Source organism: Bradyrhizobium sp. LB13.1 (genome assembly GCF_054056815.1).
Map to the genome: position 1 here is coordinate 7,142,866 of NZ_JBSRYQ010000001.1, position 15,137 is coordinate 7,158,002.

The 15,137-nt window shown below is 64.1% G+C and carries 19 protein-coding genes and 3 pseudogenes; 12 read left to right on the forward strand and 10 right to left on the reverse strand.

Features of this window, described 5'->3' with window-relative positions; genetic code table 11:
- Positions 1-32: 32 nt before the first annotated feature.
- The 3 genes and pseudogenes from ACVWYI_RS34590 to uvrB all read left to right on the forward strand — a co-directional run bounded on the left by ACVWYI_RS34590 (position 33) and on the right by uvrB (position 3,633).
- Positions 33-260: a hypothetical protein gene (locus ACVWYI_RS34590; protein ID WP_247320737.1), complete on the forward strand. Its 228-nt coding sequence runs from the start codon at positions 33-35 to the stop codon at positions 258-260.
- Positions 261-317: 57 nt separating this feature from the next.
- A complete protein-coding gene (locus ACVWYI_RS34595) occupies positions 318-545 on the forward strand; it encodes a hypothetical protein (RefSeq protein WP_247353033.1) in 228 nt (75 codons plus the stop codon).
- 94 nt (positions 546-639) lie between these two features.
- Positions 640-3,633 (forward strand): annotated as a pseudogene (gene uvrB / locus ACVWYI_RS34600) (excinuclease ABC subunit UvrB).
- Between the two features lie 129 nt (positions 3,634-3,762).
- On the opposite strand, the gene ACVWYI_RS34605 reads toward uvrB, so the two are convergent.
- Together ACVWYI_RS34605 and ACVWYI_RS34610 are read right to left on the reverse strand one after the other, a co-directional pair.
- A complete protein-coding gene (locus ACVWYI_RS34605) occupies positions 3,763-4,068 on the reverse strand; it encodes a hypothetical protein (RefSeq protein WP_456664315.1) in 306 nt (101 codons plus the stop codon).
- A gap of 7 nt (positions 4,069-4,075) precedes the next feature.
- Complete coding sequence (locus tag ACVWYI_RS34610; RefSeq protein WP_456664316.1) at positions 4,076-4,321, reverse strand: hypothetical protein; 246 nt, start codon at positions 4,319-4,321, stop codon at positions 4,076-4,078.
- Here ACVWYI_RS34610 and ACVWYI_RS34615 point away from each other — a divergent pair.
- Positions 4,302-4,478, forward strand: coding sequence for a hypothetical protein (locus ACVWYI_RS34615; protein WP_456664317.1), 177 nt, complete (start codon positions 4,302-4,304; stop codon positions 4,476-4,478). The two genes, ACVWYI_RS34610 and ACVWYI_RS34615, sit on opposite strands and share 20 nt — an antisense overlap.
- A 154-nt stretch (positions 4,479-4,632) precedes the next feature.
- Here the strand turns inward: ACVWYI_RS34615 and ACVWYI_RS34620 are convergent, their stop codons facing one another.
- The gene (locus ACVWYI_RS34620; protein WP_456664318.1) at positions 4,633-4,875 is read right to left on the reverse strand and encodes a hypothetical protein; all 243 of its coding nucleotides are present in this window, start codon (positions 4,873-4,875) and stop codon (positions 4,633-4,635) included.
- 286 nt (positions 4,876-5,161) lie between these two features.
- Between ACVWYI_RS34620 and ACVWYI_RS34625 the strand changes: the two are divergent.
- The 5 genes and pseudogenes from ACVWYI_RS34625 to ACVWYI_RS34645 all read left to right on the forward strand — a co-directional run bounded on the left by ACVWYI_RS34625 (position 5,162) and on the right by ACVWYI_RS34645 (position 8,295).
- A pseudogene (locus ACVWYI_RS34625) lies at positions 5,162-5,623 on the forward strand (nuclear transport factor 2 family protein).
- 206 nt (positions 5,624-5,829) lie between these two features.
- Complete coding sequence (locus ACVWYI_RS34630; protein ID WP_354107035.1) at positions 5,830-6,270, forward strand: nuclear transport factor 2 family protein; 441 nt, start codon at positions 5,830-5,832, stop codon at positions 6,268-6,270.
- Positions 6,271-6,484: 214 nt separating this feature from the next.
- A complete protein-coding gene (locus ACVWYI_RS34635; protein WP_456664319.1) occupies positions 6,485-7,390 on the forward strand; it encodes a hypothetical protein in 906 nt (301 codons plus the stop codon).
- A gap of 193 nt (positions 7,391-7,583) precedes the next feature.
- Positions 7,584-8,006 (forward strand): hypothetical protein, encoded by a 423-nt coding sequence (locus ACVWYI_RS34640; protein ID WP_007596788.1) that lies wholly within the window; start codon positions 7,584-7,586, stop codon positions 8,004-8,006.
- Positions 8,007-8,157: 151 nt separating this feature from the next.
- The gene (locus tag ACVWYI_RS34645) at positions 8,158-8,295 is read left to right on the forward strand and encodes a hypothetical protein (protein ID WP_187437467.1); all 138 of its coding nucleotides are present in this window, start codon (positions 8,158-8,160) and stop codon (positions 8,293-8,295) included.
- A gap of 40 nt (positions 8,296-8,335) precedes the next feature.
- On the opposite strand, the gene ACVWYI_RS34650 is transcribed toward ACVWYI_RS34645, so the two are convergent.
- From ACVWYI_RS34650 to ACVWYI_RS34660, 3 genes are all read right to left on the reverse strand, one after another.
- Entirely contained in the window at positions 8,336-8,482 is a 147-nt protein-coding gene (locus tag ACVWYI_RS34650; protein WP_015688514.1) for a hypothetical protein, read from the reverse strand.
- Between the two features lie 199 nt (positions 8,483-8,681).
- The gene (locus ACVWYI_RS34655; RefSeq protein WP_456664320.1) at positions 8,682-9,164 is read right to left on the reverse strand and encodes a MaoC family dehydratase; all 483 of its coding nucleotides are present in this window, start codon (positions 9,162-9,164) and stop codon (positions 8,682-8,684) included.
- Positions 9,164-9,616 carry a MaoC family dehydratase gene (locus ACVWYI_RS34660; RefSeq protein WP_456664321.1) on the reverse strand — a complete coding sequence of 151 codons (453 nt, stop codon included), beginning with the start codon at positions 9,614-9,616 and terminating at the stop codon, positions 9,164-9,166. Before ACVWYI_RS34660 ends, ACVWYI_RS34655 begins: the two co-directional genes overlap by 1 nt.
- 157 nt (positions 9,617-9,773) lie before the next feature.
- Here ACVWYI_RS34660 and ACVWYI_RS34665 point away from each other — a divergent pair, with 157 nt between their 5' ends.
- On the forward strand, positions 9,774-10,070 hold the full coding sequence (locus tag ACVWYI_RS34665; RefSeq protein WP_211381495.1) for a DUF4282 domain-containing protein: 297 nt from the start codon (positions 9,774-9,776) through the stop codon (positions 10,068-10,070).
- A 148-nt stretch (positions 10,071-10,218) separates the two neighbouring features.
- On the opposite strand, the gene ychF is transcribed toward ACVWYI_RS34665, so the two are convergent.
- The 4 genes from ychF to ACVWYI_RS34685 form a co-directional block, all read right to left on the reverse strand.
- Complete coding sequence (gene ychF, locus ACVWYI_RS34670) at positions 10,219-11,316, reverse strand: redox-regulated ATPase YchF (protein ID WP_456664322.1); 1,098 nt, start codon at positions 11,314-11,316, stop codon at positions 10,219-10,221.
- Positions 11,317-11,321: 5 nt separating this feature from the next.
- Complete coding sequence (pth, locus tag ACVWYI_RS34675) at positions 11,322-11,927, reverse strand: aminoacyl-tRNA hydrolase (RefSeq protein ID WP_247353017.1); 606 nt, start codon at positions 11,925-11,927, stop codon at positions 11,322-11,324.
- A gap of 58 nt (positions 11,928-11,985) precedes the next feature.
- Positions 11,986-12,705, reverse strand: coding sequence for a 50S ribosomal protein L25/general stress protein Ctc (locus ACVWYI_RS34680; protein WP_247353015.1), 720 nt, complete (start codon positions 12,703-12,705; stop codon positions 11,986-11,988).
- Between the two features lie 213 nt (positions 12,706-12,918).
- Positions 12,919-13,170: an accessory factor UbiK family protein gene (locus ACVWYI_RS34685; RefSeq protein ID WP_247353013.1), complete on the reverse strand. Its 252-nt coding sequence runs from the start codon at positions 13,168-13,170 to the stop codon at positions 12,919-12,921.
- 168 nt (positions 13,171-13,338) lie between these two features.
- Here ACVWYI_RS34685 and ACVWYI_RS34690 point away from each other — a divergent pair.
- Positions 13,339-14,071, forward strand: a pseudogene (locus ACVWYI_RS34690) (dienelactone hydrolase family protein).
- A 210-nt stretch (positions 14,072-14,281) separates the two neighbouring features.
- Entirely contained in the window at positions 14,282-15,124 is an 843-nt protein-coding gene (lgt, locus tag ACVWYI_RS34695) for a prolipoprotein diacylglyceryl transferase (RefSeq protein ID WP_456664323.1), read from the forward strand.
- The last annotated feature ends 13 nt before the right edge of the window (positions 15,125-15,137 follow it).

Consider the following 15,137-nt stretch of genomic DNA (forward strand, 5'->3'; position numbering starts at 1 on the left):
AGACGCTCAAGCGGGACATTTTGGGGACTACAATGACGACCATCTACGACGGCTTTGACATCGAATCCTTCGAAGCTGGCAAGGGGCTGTGGCACGCCCGGATCAGGCGCGCCGATTTCAGCCCGGTTGCCATCGACGGGGTGCTGTTTCCGGCCATGGAGGTCGGCTTCGCCTGGCCCGATCCCGACGCCGCGATTGCCGATGCCAAGCATCACATCGATCGCTTCCGCCGACGGGCCGACGACAGCGACGACGAATAAGCGAGCGGGACTGCAAGCGAACCCAGGAACGGCGCAGGGTAAAAGGGGGACCGGTTCATGTCAGTCATCGAATTCGAAGACACGCCGCGGCCGAGGATTTACGCCCGCAATGTGTTGTCCAGCTGCCCGGAATGCGACGGCGATCTCACGGTGCTCCGCGTGATCAGCGGCCGCGCCGGATGCGAGTATTGGACCATGCGCTGCACCGATTGCGGCGGCATCCATCTCGACATCCTCGAACCGCGCCGGGCAGCCGGGGACGAGGGGCCGGTGCCGGCGGCGTAATCTTTCCGGCCTGCTGCCAACCTGCTGTCAGCATGCTGACCCAGGACGGGCATTCGCTCTTTATTGCGAGGCGGACTCGTCCCATATTCGGTGCATGGCGAAGAAACCTGCATCCTCCGATAAATCCGGCAAATCCCCCAAGGCCAAGGCCCCCAACTCGAAGGCGCCAAATTCCAAGGCGTCACGTCCTGACGTGCAGCCGATCGGGCCGGCGCTGGCCGAGCTGCTCAATCCCGCGATCAATCGCGGCGATGCCGGGCTTGGGTCGGGTTACCGGGCTCCAGCCGCCGCCGGACAATTCGCGCGACCGCCGCTCCGGCGGCGAGGCCGCCGCGCATCGGGCACGGGCGTCTACCCCGAGAGAGTTTCCGCAGGATACGGCCAGGACCAATTCCAGGCCGATGCCGCTGCGGCCGAATCCGCAGCCGCCGGGGGCGCGCGACGCGGGCTTCGACGAGGCACCGCAAGCCAATTACGGAACCGCGGCCACGATCCCGACGCTCGATCCGGAACTGGCCCGTCAGCTTGGTCTTCCGACTGAGGAGGACGATGCCGAAGCGCTGGCGCGTCCGCCGCGCAGCAAGATGGAGGCGCTCGGCGTCAAGGCAACGGCGGATGCGCTGGACGCGCTGATCCGCGATGGCCGGCCGGAGTTCCGCAAGGACGACGGGTCGACGCAGGTGTGGACGCCGCATCGGCCACCCCGCCCGGAAAAGTCCGAAGGCGGCGTGCGCTTCGAGCTCAAGTCCCACTATGAGCCGCGCGGCGACCAGCCGACCGCGATCGCCGAGCTGGTCGAAGGCATCCAGCGCCACGACCGCACCCAGGTGCTGCTCGGCGTCACCGGCTCGGGCAAGACCTACACCATGGCGCAGGTGATCGAGAAGACGCAACGGCCCGCCATCATCCTGGCGCCGAACAAGACGCTCGCCGCCCAGCTCTATGGTGAGTTCAAGAGCTTCTTCCCCGACAACGCGGTCGAGTATTTCGTCAGCTATTACGACTACTACCAGCCCGAGGCCTATGTGCCGCGGACCGACACCTATATCGAGAAAGATTCGTCGATCAACGAGCAGATCGACCGCATGCGCCACTCCGCGACACGCGCGCTGCTCGAACGCGACGACGTCATCATCGTCGCGTCGGTGTCCTGCATCTACGGTATCGGCTCGGTCGAGACCTACACCGCGATGACGTTTGCGCTGAAGAAGGGCGAGCGCATCGACCAGCGCCAGCTCATCGCCGACCTCGTCGCCCTCCAATACAAGCGCACCCAGGCCGATTTTACCCGCGGCACCTTTCGCGTGCGCGGCGATGTAATCGACATTTTTCCGGCGCACTATGAGGACCGTGCCTGGCGCGTGAACCTGTTTGGCGACACCGTCGAGAACATCGAGGAATTCGACCCGCTCACCGGCCACAAGCAGGACGAGCTCGAATTCATCAAAATCTACGCCAATTCGCATTATGTGACGCCGCGCCCGACGCTGGTGCAGGCGATCAAGTCGATCAAATCCGAATTGAAGATGCGGCTCGACCAGCTTCATGACCAGGGCCGCCTGCTGGAAGCACAGCGGCTGGAGCAGCGCACCACCTTCGACATCGAGATGATGGAGGCGACCGGAAGCTGCGCCGGCATCGAGAACTATTCGCGCTATCTCACCGGGCGCCTGCCCGGCGAGCCGCCGCCGACGCTGTTCGAATACGTCCCCGACAACGCACTGGTGTTCGCCGACGAGAGCCACGTCACCGTGCCGCAGATCGGCGGCATGTTCCGCGGTGACTTCCGCCGCAAGGCGACGCTCGCCGAATATGGCTTCCGCCTGCCGTCGTGCATGGACAACCGCCCGCTGCGCTTCGAGGAGTGGGACATGATGCGGCCGCAGACGGTCGCGGTGTCGGCGACACCGAGCGGCTGGGAGTTGAACGAGAGCGGCGGCGTGTTCGTCGAGCAGGTGATCCGCCCGACCGGACTTATTGATCCTCCGGTTAATATTCGCCCCGCCCGCACCCAGGTCGACGACCTCGTCGGCGAGGTCCGCGCCACCGCGCTGGCCGGCTATCGCTCGCTGATCACGGTTCTCACAAAACGCATGGCGGAGGATCTCACCGAATATCTGCACGAGCAGGGCATTCGCGTGCGATACATGCACAGCGATATCGACACCATCGAACGCATCGAGATCATCCGCGATTTGCGCCTTGGCGCGTTCGACGCGCTGGTCGGCATAAATTTGCTGCGCGAAGGCCTCGACATTCCCGAATGCGCGCTGTGGTCGCGATTTTGGATGCCGACAAGGAAGGCTTTTTGCGCAGCGAAACGTCGCTGGTTCAAACCATCGGCCGCGCCGCGCGCAACGTCGACGGCAAGGTGATCCTCTACGCCGACCAGATGACGGGGTCGATGGAACGCGCGATCGCGGAAACCAACCGGCGCCGCGAAAAACAGGTCGAGTACAACACCGCCCACGGCATCACGCCGGAGAGCGTGAAGAAGTCGATCGGCGACATCATGAACAGCGTCTACGAGCGCGACCACGTGCTGGTCGAGGTCGGCGGTCACGACATGACCGACGACATCATTTCGATCGGCCACAATTTCGAAGCCGTGCTCGGCGATCTGGAAACAAGGATGCGCGAGGCCGCCGCCGATCTTAACTTCGAGGAAGCCGCCCGCCTCCGCGACGAAGTCAAGCGCCTGCGCGCCACCGAGCTCGCCGTGGTCGACGACCCCACCGTCAAGCAGCGCACGGTGCAGGGCAAGGCCGGTGCTTATGCGGGAGCGAAGAAATATGGCGACGCCGCCAATTTGCCGGTCAGCGCCATGAAGAAGAAGACCGTGAGCTCCGCGCTGAAAGCGAGCGGCGGAGGCGGCGGCTCGAAAGTGCACAAGCCGCATCTCGACGAGATGCACGGCCCGGAGTCCCTGCCCTATCGCGCGGACCGCGCGCCGCCGTCAAAGCCGTTCGGCGGCGAGAGCCGCATCATCCAGCCGACGGACTCAAAGCAGTCGGGGCCGGAGTTCGGGCCATCGCCGCGCTCGAGCGGAGGGGCGCCGGGGCATAGAGGTGGGTGGAAGAAGAGGTAGGGAGCGTAGAGCAGCCGGCGCCGCACGTGGTTATAGATTTGAGGCTCGCCGGCGCCCTAGGATGAGGACAACGCCCCCTCACCCCGCGATCGTCGCCAGCAGCGACAGCAGCAGCACTGACGCCATGAGTTACAGCGACGTCGCACGCCAGTGGGCGATTTTTTCGGAGAATGACAGACTGGCGTCGAAGAACTGCGCTTCATAGCCGTTCTTGAAGTGCCTCGGGAATACCGAGCCGACCGAGACGGCGAAGATGCTGTAGAAGACCGACGCCAACGCAATGGTGAGCACGTGGCTGCTGCCGCGGTAGTCTCCTAGCAGCTTCACCATCAGTGAAGCGGCGGCGAAGATCGGGAAGCCCTGTAGGATTGTGGTGAGCGCAAAGCCTTCGAGCCAGTTGAGCGAGCCGGATTTCGACGCGGTGATGAAGGGCATGATGCGATCACCCCACGCTCGCCGTCACCACCGCCATCACCGACAGCAGCAGCACGATGGTCATGAGCTGGAGCGAGGCGACCGGCTGGGTGCGCCATGCCGTGATCTTGTCGGCGAGCGACAGATGGGCCTCGAAGAACTTTGGCTCGTAGACGGTCTTGAACAAGGCCGGGAAGCTCGGCCCCAGGGTCACTGCGAGCAGCGCATGGGCGAGCGAGGCGATGGCGACGAAGATGGCGACGCCGGGATCCACCGACGAGGTCGTGATTGCCGACCAGCTTGAGCAGGAAGGCAGCGGCGGCGAAGGTCGGGAAGCTCTGCAGCGTCGCGGTCAGCGCGAGGCCTTCGAGCGCGTTGTGCAGGCTGGACTTTCTGACGGTGGCGAGGGCGGCCATGGCACGTCTCCCTGATGACATGGGGAGGACGTTAGCTGCGCTGTGTGAGGCGTGATGTGAGACGGGTCACGCTGGTTCGGCGGGCGGTGCTTTCCGCCTCGCCCCGCAAGCAGGGCGAGGGAGTGGACCGCCGATGCGGCGGCGGGGTCGCCGTCTCTAAATGACGGGATTACAGCTTCCCCTGCCCGTTCACGTGGCTCTGCTGTTGCCGCTGCCTGTCCTGCTCTTGCTGCTCTTTCGCGTGGTGGCGACCGTAGAGGCAACCGGCGGCAGCGCCGAGGACGCCGTGATGGCCGGCATAATGGCCGGCGACGCCACCGACGACGGCGCCCTTGATGCAGCCCTTGGCGTTGGCGGCGGAGGTCGCTCCCAGCATGAGGAGCGTGGCGGCGATGGCGGCGAGGCATTTCATGGATCGATGTCTCCGGATGCGGTGTCGGCCTTTCAACGAGCGCGGGCGCGTCGCGGTTCCACAAGCGTGAGGCCTCATGGCATTGTGCGTTCGTACAAGGCTTCGCGCGCCATGCAGCCGAACGCGGTATGAATTTGTGCAGACGCGCGGTCGCTCAACCCCCAATTGCAGCCATGAACCTGGCATTGCGCTTGCGCGTCATATCATCTGCAACATCCCTGTGGTGTTTCGGATTGCCGGTGTCCGAGGCCGCGCGTTAGCTTTGCGCGCAAACTCCACACGGCCAATGAGGGACGAGCGGAATGAGAAGCTCAATCGGCAGCGCGTGCTGCATCTGCTCGATGCCATCGCCGGCAGCGACATCTAGGCTGCGCTGTCGTGCTGCACCGACGACGTCGACTTCCTCACCCACGCGCCGATCGACGTGCTGCCGCACATGAGTCCCTGCCACGGCAAGAAGGAGCTTGGCGAATTCTGGCGCACCGTGCAGGAGCGATACGCCGAGATCCGCTACGAGGTGCCGCAGATCGTCGCCGAGGGTGACGCGGTCGCGGCCTATCTGCGCGTGTTCTTCAGGAAACGCAGCAACGACCGCATCATTCAGGTCGACATGGCCGTGTTCTACACTTTCCGCAACGGCCAGGTGGTGCAGATCCGCGAGATCATCGATTCCTACGACCTGGTGCAGCAGGTGCTGGAACGTGAGATCGGCCCGCTGATCGTGGGCGAGCCGGTAGACGGGGCGTAGTCCTCTCTCCGACCGGTAAACTACGGGGTTCTATTGTAAATCCCACAAACCGGGATCAATTGTGCATTGCGAAAACGTGAATTGCGTTTTGGCCCAGATTGCGTATTTTGTTCGTATACAAATGAGCAGGGCGACCCCGCGGCATCTTTCCTGTGCGCATGGGGTTGTTTTTCGTTTTTCGCAAGCCAGCTTCAGGACTGCCCAAAATGACAGAGCACAGTCTCTGGCGTTTCTCGCGTGCGTTGCATCGCGCGATCAACGACCGGCATTTCGAGGATATCGAGGCCCTGATCGACGAGGACGTCGAGTGGGCGCTGTACGGCCCGATCGACATGTTTCCGTTCCTCGGCGCGCGCCAGGGCAAGGACGCCGTGCTCGAGGTCATCCGCCAGCTCGCCGACAATTTCCAGGTCCGCCGCTTCGACCGCGAGAGCATCATGCTCGGCGTCGATTCCGCGGCGTCGATGCTGCGCTATTCGCTAACCGCGCTGGATTCCAGCAAGCCGATCAGCTTGCGGGTCGCGCAGTTCGCGCAATTCAGGGCGGGCAAGCTCACCAGCATGCGCGTGCTGATCGACACGTTTGATTTGGTCGAGCAGGCACTCGGCCGCGCCATTCATCTGCCGAAGATGACCAGCGTCGGCTGAAAGGGACACCAACGGGCCCCGCTGTTCGGGACCGATGGCTGATGCTCCCCGCGACGCGTCCTGGCCTCCAGCCCCGCCGGATGCAATCGTGGAGAAGCTCGTCATCGGGCGCGCGCCTTTCGCGCGGCCCGTTGGTTCGCGGTTGATGGAACCGCCACAATTTCGCAATGATGGTTCCGCATTCTGAGCGCGAACTGGGCTGACGGGCAGGACTATGGAATTCGCGACGGGTTTCGGCTGGACCAGGCTGCCGGTGCTGGCGGCCGCGTTCATTTTGGGATCGGTGCTGACGGTTTCGGCGCAGATCATTCCGCCCACGGCCGCAGTGCCCGACGAGGACGCCGAGGCGGCGGAGGCCCCCGACGTCAACGACCCCGACGTGCTCCGCGGTATCGACATCGACAAGCTCGACTGGGGCCAGCTCGCGATCGACGCCGGCACGCTCAACGACATCATTGCCGCCAAGAAGCGCGCGCAGGCCGCCGCCAAGGACGGGCTGAACTGGGCGACGAATGCCAACGCCAACGGCTCCTCGGCGGTGACGGTGAAGCAGTCGGTGTCCTCGTTCTGGGACGCCCGTATCGGCGCCGACATGACGGTGACGAACGAGCCGCGGACGATGTCCGAGCTCCTGGCACAGAAGGCCACCAATGGCGGCAGCGTCCCTCAGTCATCCGGGAGCGCCTGGGCGGCCGCGACCGCGCCGGGCGCGGGCGCGATCTGGGACAAGACCGCGGTGGAGGCCCGCGTCGACCCCGGCGCCGAACAGAGCAAGCTCGGGGCGTCGCTGACCAAGTCGGTGCCGCTGTCGAACGACACGTCGCTGACGCTCCAGAACGGCTACAGCGTCAACCAGCAGGGCACCACGGCGCTCCCCGGCGTCGGCGGCCACATCACGCGGAATTACGAGACCGACCAGTCGGCCAAGGTCACCATCATCGACACCGGCACCAGCATCACCGCGGGCCAGTCGCTGTCGACCACCGACGACAAATGGCTGCGCAAGGTCGGCGCCGAGCAAAAGCTGTTCGACAACGTCACCGTCTCCGGCTCGGTCGGCGAGACCTCGCAAGGGGCGATCAACAAGAGCCTGACGGCGGGTTTCAAGAAGAGCTGGTAGCTGAGCGCCCGGATCCCTCCCCGCGAGCGGCGTTCAGACTCTCGTAACCATACGCCACGGCAAAACCCCCGAATGGACCACCCTTGCCGCACCTCGGCCAAGTTGCCGCCAAAATCCGACGCCCTAGTCCACTGACCGACGTCGTCGTGCGGGGGACACTCGCGCTGCGCTCAACGCGAACAGGGGAATAACGATGAACGCCATGCGTCCGGAAAAGACCGAAACCACCGAGACCGAGACCATCGACACCAACCTCGCCGCAGTGACGGAAGTCGAAGCCGGCATCCGTGACTTCGTCCGCAACGACATCGCCTATCTGCGCCGTCCGGCAGCAACCGCCACGGACGCGCCGCCGCTCGATCCGAGCGCGGAGGCCACCGTCACCAACGTCAATTCGCTGATCCAGCGCGTCGCCGGCACCTCGCTCGCCGAGATCGAGAATTTGATCTCCGAGCTCGAGAGCCTGCGCGACCTGCTCCACGCCGAAGGCCAGCGCGTCCAGCGCGAGATCTCCGGCTACGCTCAGCTCAGCCAGGCCGCGATGAAGTCGACCCGCATGATCGCCGACAACGTCTCGCAGTGGAAGCGCGCCGCCGACGGCCTGCGCAACAGCTGATCGCTGGCATCACGCATCACCAGCCGCCGCGTTCCGAAAGGGACGTGGCGGTTTTGATTCGTGGGGTCTCGTTCCCCGATTTGAACTTTCCACCCCTCCCTGGCGACCAATGCCGAGCGCCCGCACCCTGCGGCCGGGCCGGGGGAATTTCATGGAAAGCATTCGGCCCGACAACACGGACCCGATACCGCTGCGGCCGGCGCCGAACCAGTTCGGCACGATCATGCTGCGTTTTGTCGGATTGCTGGCGGTTGCGATCGCCATATTGGCGTTCGTCTATAGCCGCTGAAGGCGGAGGCCGCGTTGCGGCCCGCGGAGTTAACGAACTCTTAACGGCTCGCGTCGACGCTCGAGGCTTCCAGGGTGTAGCCACCATCGGCGTAGCCCTTCACCACCATGCCGGCGACCAACATCACGGCCAGCGTCGCGGTAGCAAAGATGAATCCGACCAGCTTGAGTGCGCCGCGGTCTGCCATGGTCCTCTGTCCCCTGTACTCTGCCCAGATCGATCAAATAGACAGCGACAGGTTCATAATTGGTTAGCAACTCGATGGTTCCGCCAACTGCTTCGCGGGAGAACCATGTTGCGCAGGCTTATGGCAGCCACCCGGAATCGCGTCCATAGCGCGGGAGCAACACTCGCGCGTTGTTTTCGCCGTTCATCCTGGAACGAATCTAACCGCCCTGCACGCGCATCGGCACGAAGGCGCTCGCGGTGATGGCGTAGACTTCCTCGCCGCGCTGGTTGGTGCCGGTGGTGCGGGCGGTCAAGATGCCCCAGCCGGGACGCGAGGCCGAGCTACGCTTGTCGATGACGACGTTGGCGTAGGCAACGGTGTCACCGGCGAGCACCGGCCGGATCCAGCGCAGATCGCGAAAGCCCGGCGACGGACCCCACACCGCGATCTCCTCGCCGCGCGAAGCGGCCTCACGCGCCAAACGCTGGCCGTCCGCGACAAGCAGGCTCATGCAGGCCGAGCCGACATGCCAACCCGAGGCCGCGAGCCCGCCGAACAGCGAGTTCTTGCCCTCCTTCTCGTCGAGGTGAAAACGCTGCGGATCGAACTTCGCGGCGAACGCCTTGATGGAGTCCGCCGTGAAATTGTAGGCGCCGATCTCGCGACGATGGCCGATCTCGATGTCCTCGAAGAACCGCATCAAACCGCCCCTTCGCGCCGCTTGATCAGGATCGGCGAGGTCATCTCACACAGCGCCTGCCCCGCCGCGTTACGCGCGGTGCATTTGAATTTGACGATGCCGAGCTCGGGGCGGCTCTTCGAGGTACGCGCTTCCAGTACGTCGACGTCGAGCATGAGGTCGTCGCCGGGTCTCAGCGGCGACAGCCAACGCACCTCGTCCACGCCGGGCGAACCCAGCGAGGCGGCGCGGGTGATAAAGCCGTCGGCCATCATTCGCATCATCAGCGAACAGAGGTGCCAGCCCGAGCCGGACAAGCCGCGCAGCATGCTCTTGCTCGCCGCGTCCTCATCGAGGTGCATCGGCTGCGGATCGAACTCGGCGGCGAAAGCCAGGATCTCGTCACGGGTGACATGGCGCGGGCCGAATGTTCCGAACCGGCCGGGCGGAAAATCTTCGAAGGTCAGGGTCATCTTGGGAAAGCTTTGAGGGAATGACAGATTGTGGCCGCACTTTGCGGCAATCTCAACCCGCCGGCCCGCATGGCTCGTGCTACATTCGACGAGTCGGCCCAGACCCGCCTTTTGGTCAATTGACGCGGCGTGGGCGCGATTCGCCCGGGGGAAAGAGATGTTTTCATTCAGCGACCTGTTTCAGTGGGACCGCTTTATCACGCCGACGATCATCAAGACCTTTTACTGGCTGGTGATCGCGCTGATCTGCCTGTTCGGCCTCTCCGGCATCTTCTCCGGCCTCGCGATGATGGCGATCAGCCCGTTCGGCGGTTTCCTGATGCTGCTGTCGTCGATCGCGAGCGTGGTCGTCGGCATCGTGTTCTCGCGCATCGTCGCGGAGCTGATCCTGATCATCTTCCGCATCAACGAGCATCTCGGCGCGATCCGGGACCAGGGCGGCGGATTGCGGTAGGGCTTCCGTGTCCCGGACGCGGCGCGGCATGAAATGACGCGACGCAGAGCCGGGACTCATGCATCCCCAATCAAGACTCCTGGGTCCCGGCTCTGCAGCGCATCGCTGAAGAAGCGCTGCGCTGCGTCCGGGGCACGAACCCAGAATCTTACGTATTAAACCTGAAATGCATCACGTCGCCGTCCGCGACGACGTATTCCTTGCCTTCGAGGCGCAGCTTGCCGGCATCTCGGGCACCGGCTTCGCCGTTGAGCGCGACATAGTCCTCATACGCAATGGTCTCGGCGCGGATAAAACCCTTCTCGAAGTCGGTGTGGATCACACCGGCCGCACCCGGCGCCTTGGTGCTGCGATAGATGGTCCAGGCGCGCGCTTCCTTCGGGCCCACCGTGAAATAGGTGATGAGGTCGAGCAGCGTATAGCCGGCGCGGATCAGGCGATCGAGGCCGGCCTCTTCGAGACCCAGCGTCTCCAGGAAGTCGGCGCGTTCGTCACGTGAAATGGTGGCGACCTCGGATTCGATTTTTGCCGAGATGACGACGGCAATGGCGCCTTCCTTGGCAGCCTGCTCCTGCACGGCCTTCGAGAACGAATTGCCGGTCGCGGCCGAGCCTTCCTCGACATTGCAAACGTAGAGCACAGGCTTGGACGACAGCAGGCCGAGCATCCCGAAAGCGCGCTCCTCCTCCGCCTTGCGCTCGACGAGGCGCGCGGGCTTGCCCTCGCGCAGCAGCACCAGCGTGCGATTGACGAGGTCGAGCTGCTCCTTGGCGTCCTTGTCGTTGCCCTTGGCCTTCTTGGAGAGGTTGTCGACGCGCTTCTCGAGGCTGTCGAGATCGGCGAGCATCAGCTCGGTCTCGATGGTCTCGATGTCGGCGAGCGGGGCGATCTTGCCTTCGACATGGGTGATGTCGGAATCTTCAAAGCAGCGCACGACATGCGCGACGGCGTCGACCTCGCGGATGGTGGCCAGAAATTGATTGCCGAGGCCTTCACCCTTGGACGCACCGCGCACAAGGCCGGCGATGTCGACGAAGGTCAACCGGGTCGGGATGATCTGCGCCGATTTGGCTATCGCCGACAGCTTGTCGAGCCGCGGATCCGGCACCGCGACCTCGCCGACATTCGGCTCGATCGTGCAGAACGGATAGTTCGCCGCCTGCGCCGCGGCCGTCTCGGTCAGCGCATTGAACAAGGTCGATTTGCCGACATTAGGCAATCCGACGATCCCGCATTTAAATCCCACGAGCGTTATTCCTTGCCGTTGTCGTCCTTGGTCAAAAATCCCTTCGCCTGCATGGCGAGATGCACCCTGTTGGCGAAGGTCGCGTCCGTGCCTTTGGCAACCAGTGCCGCGTGCTCGGCCACCGCGTCGCAGAGCGTCGCCACCCAGTCGTTGTCGGCCTTGGCGAAGTCCGACAGCACGTGGCCGTGCACCAGTTCCTTGACGCCGGGATGACCGATGCCGAGCCGCACCCGGCGGTACTCGTTGCCGATATGCGCCGAGATCGAGCGCAGGCCGTTGTGGCCGGCGATGCCGCCGCCGACCTTCACCCGCACCTTGCCCGGCGGCAGTTCGAGCTCGTCATGGAATACGGTGACGTCGCCCGGTGCGATCTTGAAGAAGCTTGCCGCTTCCTGAACGCTGCGGCCGGAATCGTTCATGTAAGTCGCCGGCTTGAGCAGGATCACGCGCTCAGTACCGAGCGTGCCTTCCGAGGTCTCGCCTTGAAACCTGCGGCGCCATGGCGCGAAACCGTGACGCCGCGCGATCTCGTCGACGGCCATGAAGCCGACATTGTGCCGGTTACGTGCGAATTTCGGGCCGGGATTGCCGAGCCCAACAAAGAGTCGCATGACGCGGCGCGCCCCTCGCTCGGCGCGCGATCAGAGACCGCGCGCCGGCTTTGAGAGATTACTTCTTCTTGTCGCCGCCGGCGGGAGCCTTGGCAGCGGGAGCTTTGGCAGCCGCTGCCGGAGCAGCACCCGCAGCAGGAGCGGCAGCACCGGCCGCCGGAGCAGCAGCACCCGCAGCCGGAGCAGCAGCCGCAGCCTTCTGCTCTTCGGCGTAGCCGGACGGCGGCACGATGGTCACAAGGGTCGCGTCCTCCGAGGTCAGCGCCTTCACACCGGCCGGCAGCTTGATATCGGAGAGATGCAGCGAGTGGCCGATTTCGAGCGAACCGACATCAACCTCGATGAACTGCGGGATGTTCTCCACACCGCACTCGAGCTCGATCGCATGCGCAACGATGTTCACGGCGCCGCCGCGCTTCACGCCGGGCGAACCTTCAGCCTTCACCACGTGCAAGGGAACGCTGATGCGGATGGTGGCGCCTTCGCCGAGCCGCATGAAGTCGACGTGGATCGGGAAGTCCTTGACCGGATCGAGGTGGTAGTCGCGCGGAATCACGCGGTGCTTGTTGCCTTCGAGGTCGATGTCGACCAGCGTGGTCAGGAACCGGCCGGCAAGGATGCGCGTGCGCAGTTCGCGATCTTCGATCGAGATCGTCAGCGGGGGCTGGTTGTTGCCATAGATCACTCCGGGCACTCTCCCGGCGCGACGCTCAGCCCGGGCGGCCCCCTTGCCGCTCTTCGGACGTGCGGTCGCCTTCAATTCCTTGACGGTCGCCATAACGTTAAGTCCTTGTTTTTGCAAAAGTTAATGGGCCGCAAGGCGGCCCATGGCATACGCCGCAGCAAGCCTCCAGGGGTGCGGGGGCCGCGGACGTGGCGGGCTTTTACCCGGAAGATGCGGAAATGACAAGGAGAATGGGCCGCCGGTGAGGACCGGATAGAGCGGCGAAACCCGAGAACTTCATGCCGCGGTTCGTTCCCGGTTGGCACCTTAGCCGCCGAGCTTGGCTTCCAGCGCCACGATGCGGGCCTTCAGGGCCTCGTTCTCTTCGCGGGCGAGCCGGGCCATGTCCTTGACCGCCTCGAACTCCTCGCGCTTGACCAGGTCCATGTCGCGCAGGAATTTTTCGGCCTGGGTGCGCAACACGGTGTCGACCTCGCGCTTGACGCCCTGGGCGGCACCGGCGGCATCGTTCATCAGCCGGCCGATCTCGTCGAAAAACCGGTTGTTGGTCTGGGTCATGTCGGTCTCCTGGCGGCCTTCGATAAACTCTGCGCGAACGCGCCGGGAGACAATGGCAATCCGTTTGGCCCGGTTCAAGGGCCGATCGGCGGTATCCTTGTCATGCCCCGGTTTCCTTGCAATCGTATTCAACGTCCCTGCATAAGAAGAATCACAAAGGCGCTCGAGATGATCGACCAGCAGATCGCGATCCCCACCAAGGACGGTCACACCGCAACCTTCATCAGCCATCCCGAACGCGGCGGGCCGTTTCCGGTCATCCTGTTCTACATGGACGCGCCGGCGATCCGCGAAGAGCTGCGCGACATGGCGCGCCGGCTCGCGACATCGGGCTATTACGTGATGCTGCCGAACCTCTATTACCGCTCCGGCGTGATGGAGCTCGGCGCGCTGCCGGCCGATCCGAACGCGCCGGAGCGCAAGCGCATGTTCGCGCTGATGGGATCGCTCACGATCCCCATGATCATGGACGACACGCGCGCGCTGTTGACCTATGCCGAGGGCCAGGCGGCCGCTAACACCAAGCTGATCGGCACCGTCGGCTACTGCATGAGCGGCCGCTACGCCGTCAACGCCGCCACGCATTTCCCCGATCGCGTCAAGGCCGCCGCCTCGGTCTACGGCACGCAGCTCGCAACCGACCAGGGACGACAGCCCGCATCTCGCGGCAGCCAAGACCAAAGCCGAGCTGTACTTCGCCTGCGCCGAGACCGACATCTACGCGCCTGCAGAGATCATCGAGAAGGTGAAGCAGGGCATGAGCGGCGCCAAAGCCGAGGTCGAGATCTATCCGGGCACCCATCACGGCTTCGCCTTCCCCAAGCGTCCGGTCTATGACCGCGACGCCGCCGAGCGGCATTGGGAGCGTCTGCTGGCGCTCTATCGCCGCAATCTCGTGTAGAACGGGATGGATCGATCTATCCGCGAGCTCGGTGCACCTCTCCCGCTTGCGGGGGAGGTCGGCGCGAAGCGCCGGGTGGGGGTTCTCTCCACACGGAGATTATCTCGAACGCGGAAACACCCTCACCCCAACCCTCTCCCGCAAGCGGGAGAGGGGGCGCAGCTCCAACGGGGCCGCTGCTTGCCCTTCACTCTGTAGAAGCAAGGCGCGATGCCCTTTCTGCTCATCGACTTTCCATCGTTCAGTCCGATCGCGGTCGAGATCGGACCGTTCGCGATCCGCTGGTACGCGCTTGGCTATATCTGCGGGATCACCTTCGGTTGGCTCTATGCACGTGCACTGATCAAGAACGACAGGCTATGGGCCGGCACCTCGCCGATCAGTCTGCCGCAGATCGACGATTTCATCTTGTGGGTGACGCTCGGCATCATTCTCGGTGGCCGCACCGGTTATGTCCTGTTTTACAACCTGCCCTTCTTCGTCGAACATCCGGCTGCCATCTTCAAATTGTGGGAAGGCGGCATGGCCTTCCATGGCGGCTTCCTCGGATGCGTCGTGGCGGTGATGTGGTTCGCCTGGAAGAACGGCATCTCGATCCTGTCGCTCGGCGACATCACCTGCGGCGTTGCGCCGGTCGGGATTTTCCTGGTGCGGTTGACGAACTTCATCAATGGCGAGCTGTGGGGCCGCCCCGCCGACCCGAGCCTGCCCTGGGCCATGATCTTTCCGACCGGGGGTGACGTGCCGCGCCATCCGAGCCAACTTTACGAAGCGGGCATGGAGGGCCTCCTGCTCTTCATCGTCCTCGCCGTGATGATCCGCCACGGCGCCTTGAAGCGGCCGGGGCTCATTCTCGGCAGCTTCATCCTGATCTACGGCCTGACCCGGATCATCGGCGAGCATTTCCGCGAACCGGACGTCCAGCTCGGTTACCTCTGGGGCGGATTAACCATGGGCATGCTGTTGTCGATCCCGATGCTTATTGTCGGCGGCATACTTATTGTATTGGCTATCAGGCGCGGTGCGCCCGAGCCCGCAGGGGCTATTCGTTAATTCGTTTTGAGAA

What these genes read in the sequence shown, in the direction of transcription:
- ACVWYI_RS34660 (WP_456664321.1), bottom strand. Translation starts at nt 9,616, where the DNA reads ATGACCCTGACCTTCGAAGATTTTCCGCCCGGCCGGTTCGGAACATTC.
- ACVWYI_RS34635 (WP_456664319.1), top strand. Translation starts at nt 6,485, where the DNA reads ATGGAATTCGCGACGGGTTTCGGCTGGACCAGGCTGCCGGTGCTGGCG.
- ACVWYI_RS34650 (WP_015688514.1), bottom strand. Translation starts at nt 8,482, where the DNA reads ATGGCAGACCGCGGCGCACTCAAGCTGGTCGGATTCATCTTTGCTACC.
- lgt (WP_456664323.1), top strand. Translation starts at nt 14,282, where the DNA reads ATGCCCTTTCTGCTCATCGACTTTCCATCGTTCAGTCCGATCGCGGTC.
- ACVWYI_RS34665 (WP_211381495.1), top strand. Translation starts at nt 9,774, where the DNA reads ATGTTTTCATTCAGCGACCTGTTTCAGTGGGACCGCTTTATCACGCCG.
- ACVWYI_RS34685 (WP_247353013.1), bottom strand. Translation starts at nt 13,170, where the DNA reads ATGACCCAGACCAACAACCGGTTTTTCGACGAGATCGGCCGGCTGATG.
- ACVWYI_RS34615 (WP_456664317.1), top strand. Translation starts at nt 4,302, where the DNA reads ATGGCGACGCCGGGATCCACCGACGAGGTCGTGATTGCCGACCAGCTT.
- ACVWYI_RS34680 (WP_247353015.1), bottom strand. Translation starts at nt 12,705, where the DNA reads ATGGCGACCGTCAAGGAATTGAAGGCGACCGCACGTCCGAAGAGCGGC.
- ACVWYI_RS34605 (WP_456664315.1), bottom strand. Translation starts at nt 4,068, where the DNA reads ATGCCCTTCATCACCGCGTCGAAATCCGGCTCGCTCAACTGGCTCGAA.
- ACVWYI_RS34620 (WP_456664318.1), bottom strand. Translation starts at nt 4,875, where the DNA reads ATGAAATGCCTCGCCGCCATCGCCGCCACGCTCCTCATGCTGGGAGCG.
- ACVWYI_RS34655 (WP_456664320.1), bottom strand. Translation starts at nt 9,164, where the DNA reads ATGCGGTTCTTCGAGGACATCGAGATCGGCCATCGTCGCGAGATCGGC.
- ACVWYI_RS34640 (WP_007596788.1), top strand. Translation starts at nt 7,584, where the DNA reads ATGAACGCCATGCGTCCGGAAAAGACCGAAACCACCGAGACCGAGACC.
- ACVWYI_RS34590 (WP_247320737.1), top strand. Translation starts at nt 33, where the DNA reads ATGACGACCATCTACGACGGCTTTGACATCGAATCCTTCGAAGCTGGC.
- ACVWYI_RS34645 (WP_187437467.1), top strand. Translation starts at nt 8,158, where the DNA reads ATGGAAAGCATTCGGCCCGACAACACGGACCCGATACCGCTGCGGCCG.
- ACVWYI_RS34630 (WP_354107035.1), top strand. Translation starts at nt 5,830, where the DNA reads ATGACAGAGCACAGTCTCTGGCGTTTCTCGCGTGCGTTGCATCGCGCG.
- pth (WP_247353017.1), bottom strand. Translation starts at nt 11,927, where the DNA reads ATGCGACTCTTTGTTGGGCTCGGCAATCCCGGCCCGAAATTCGCACGT.
- ACVWYI_RS34595 (WP_247353033.1), top strand. Translation starts at nt 318, where the DNA reads ATGTCAGTCATCGAATTCGAAGACACGCCGCGGCCGAGGATTTACGCC.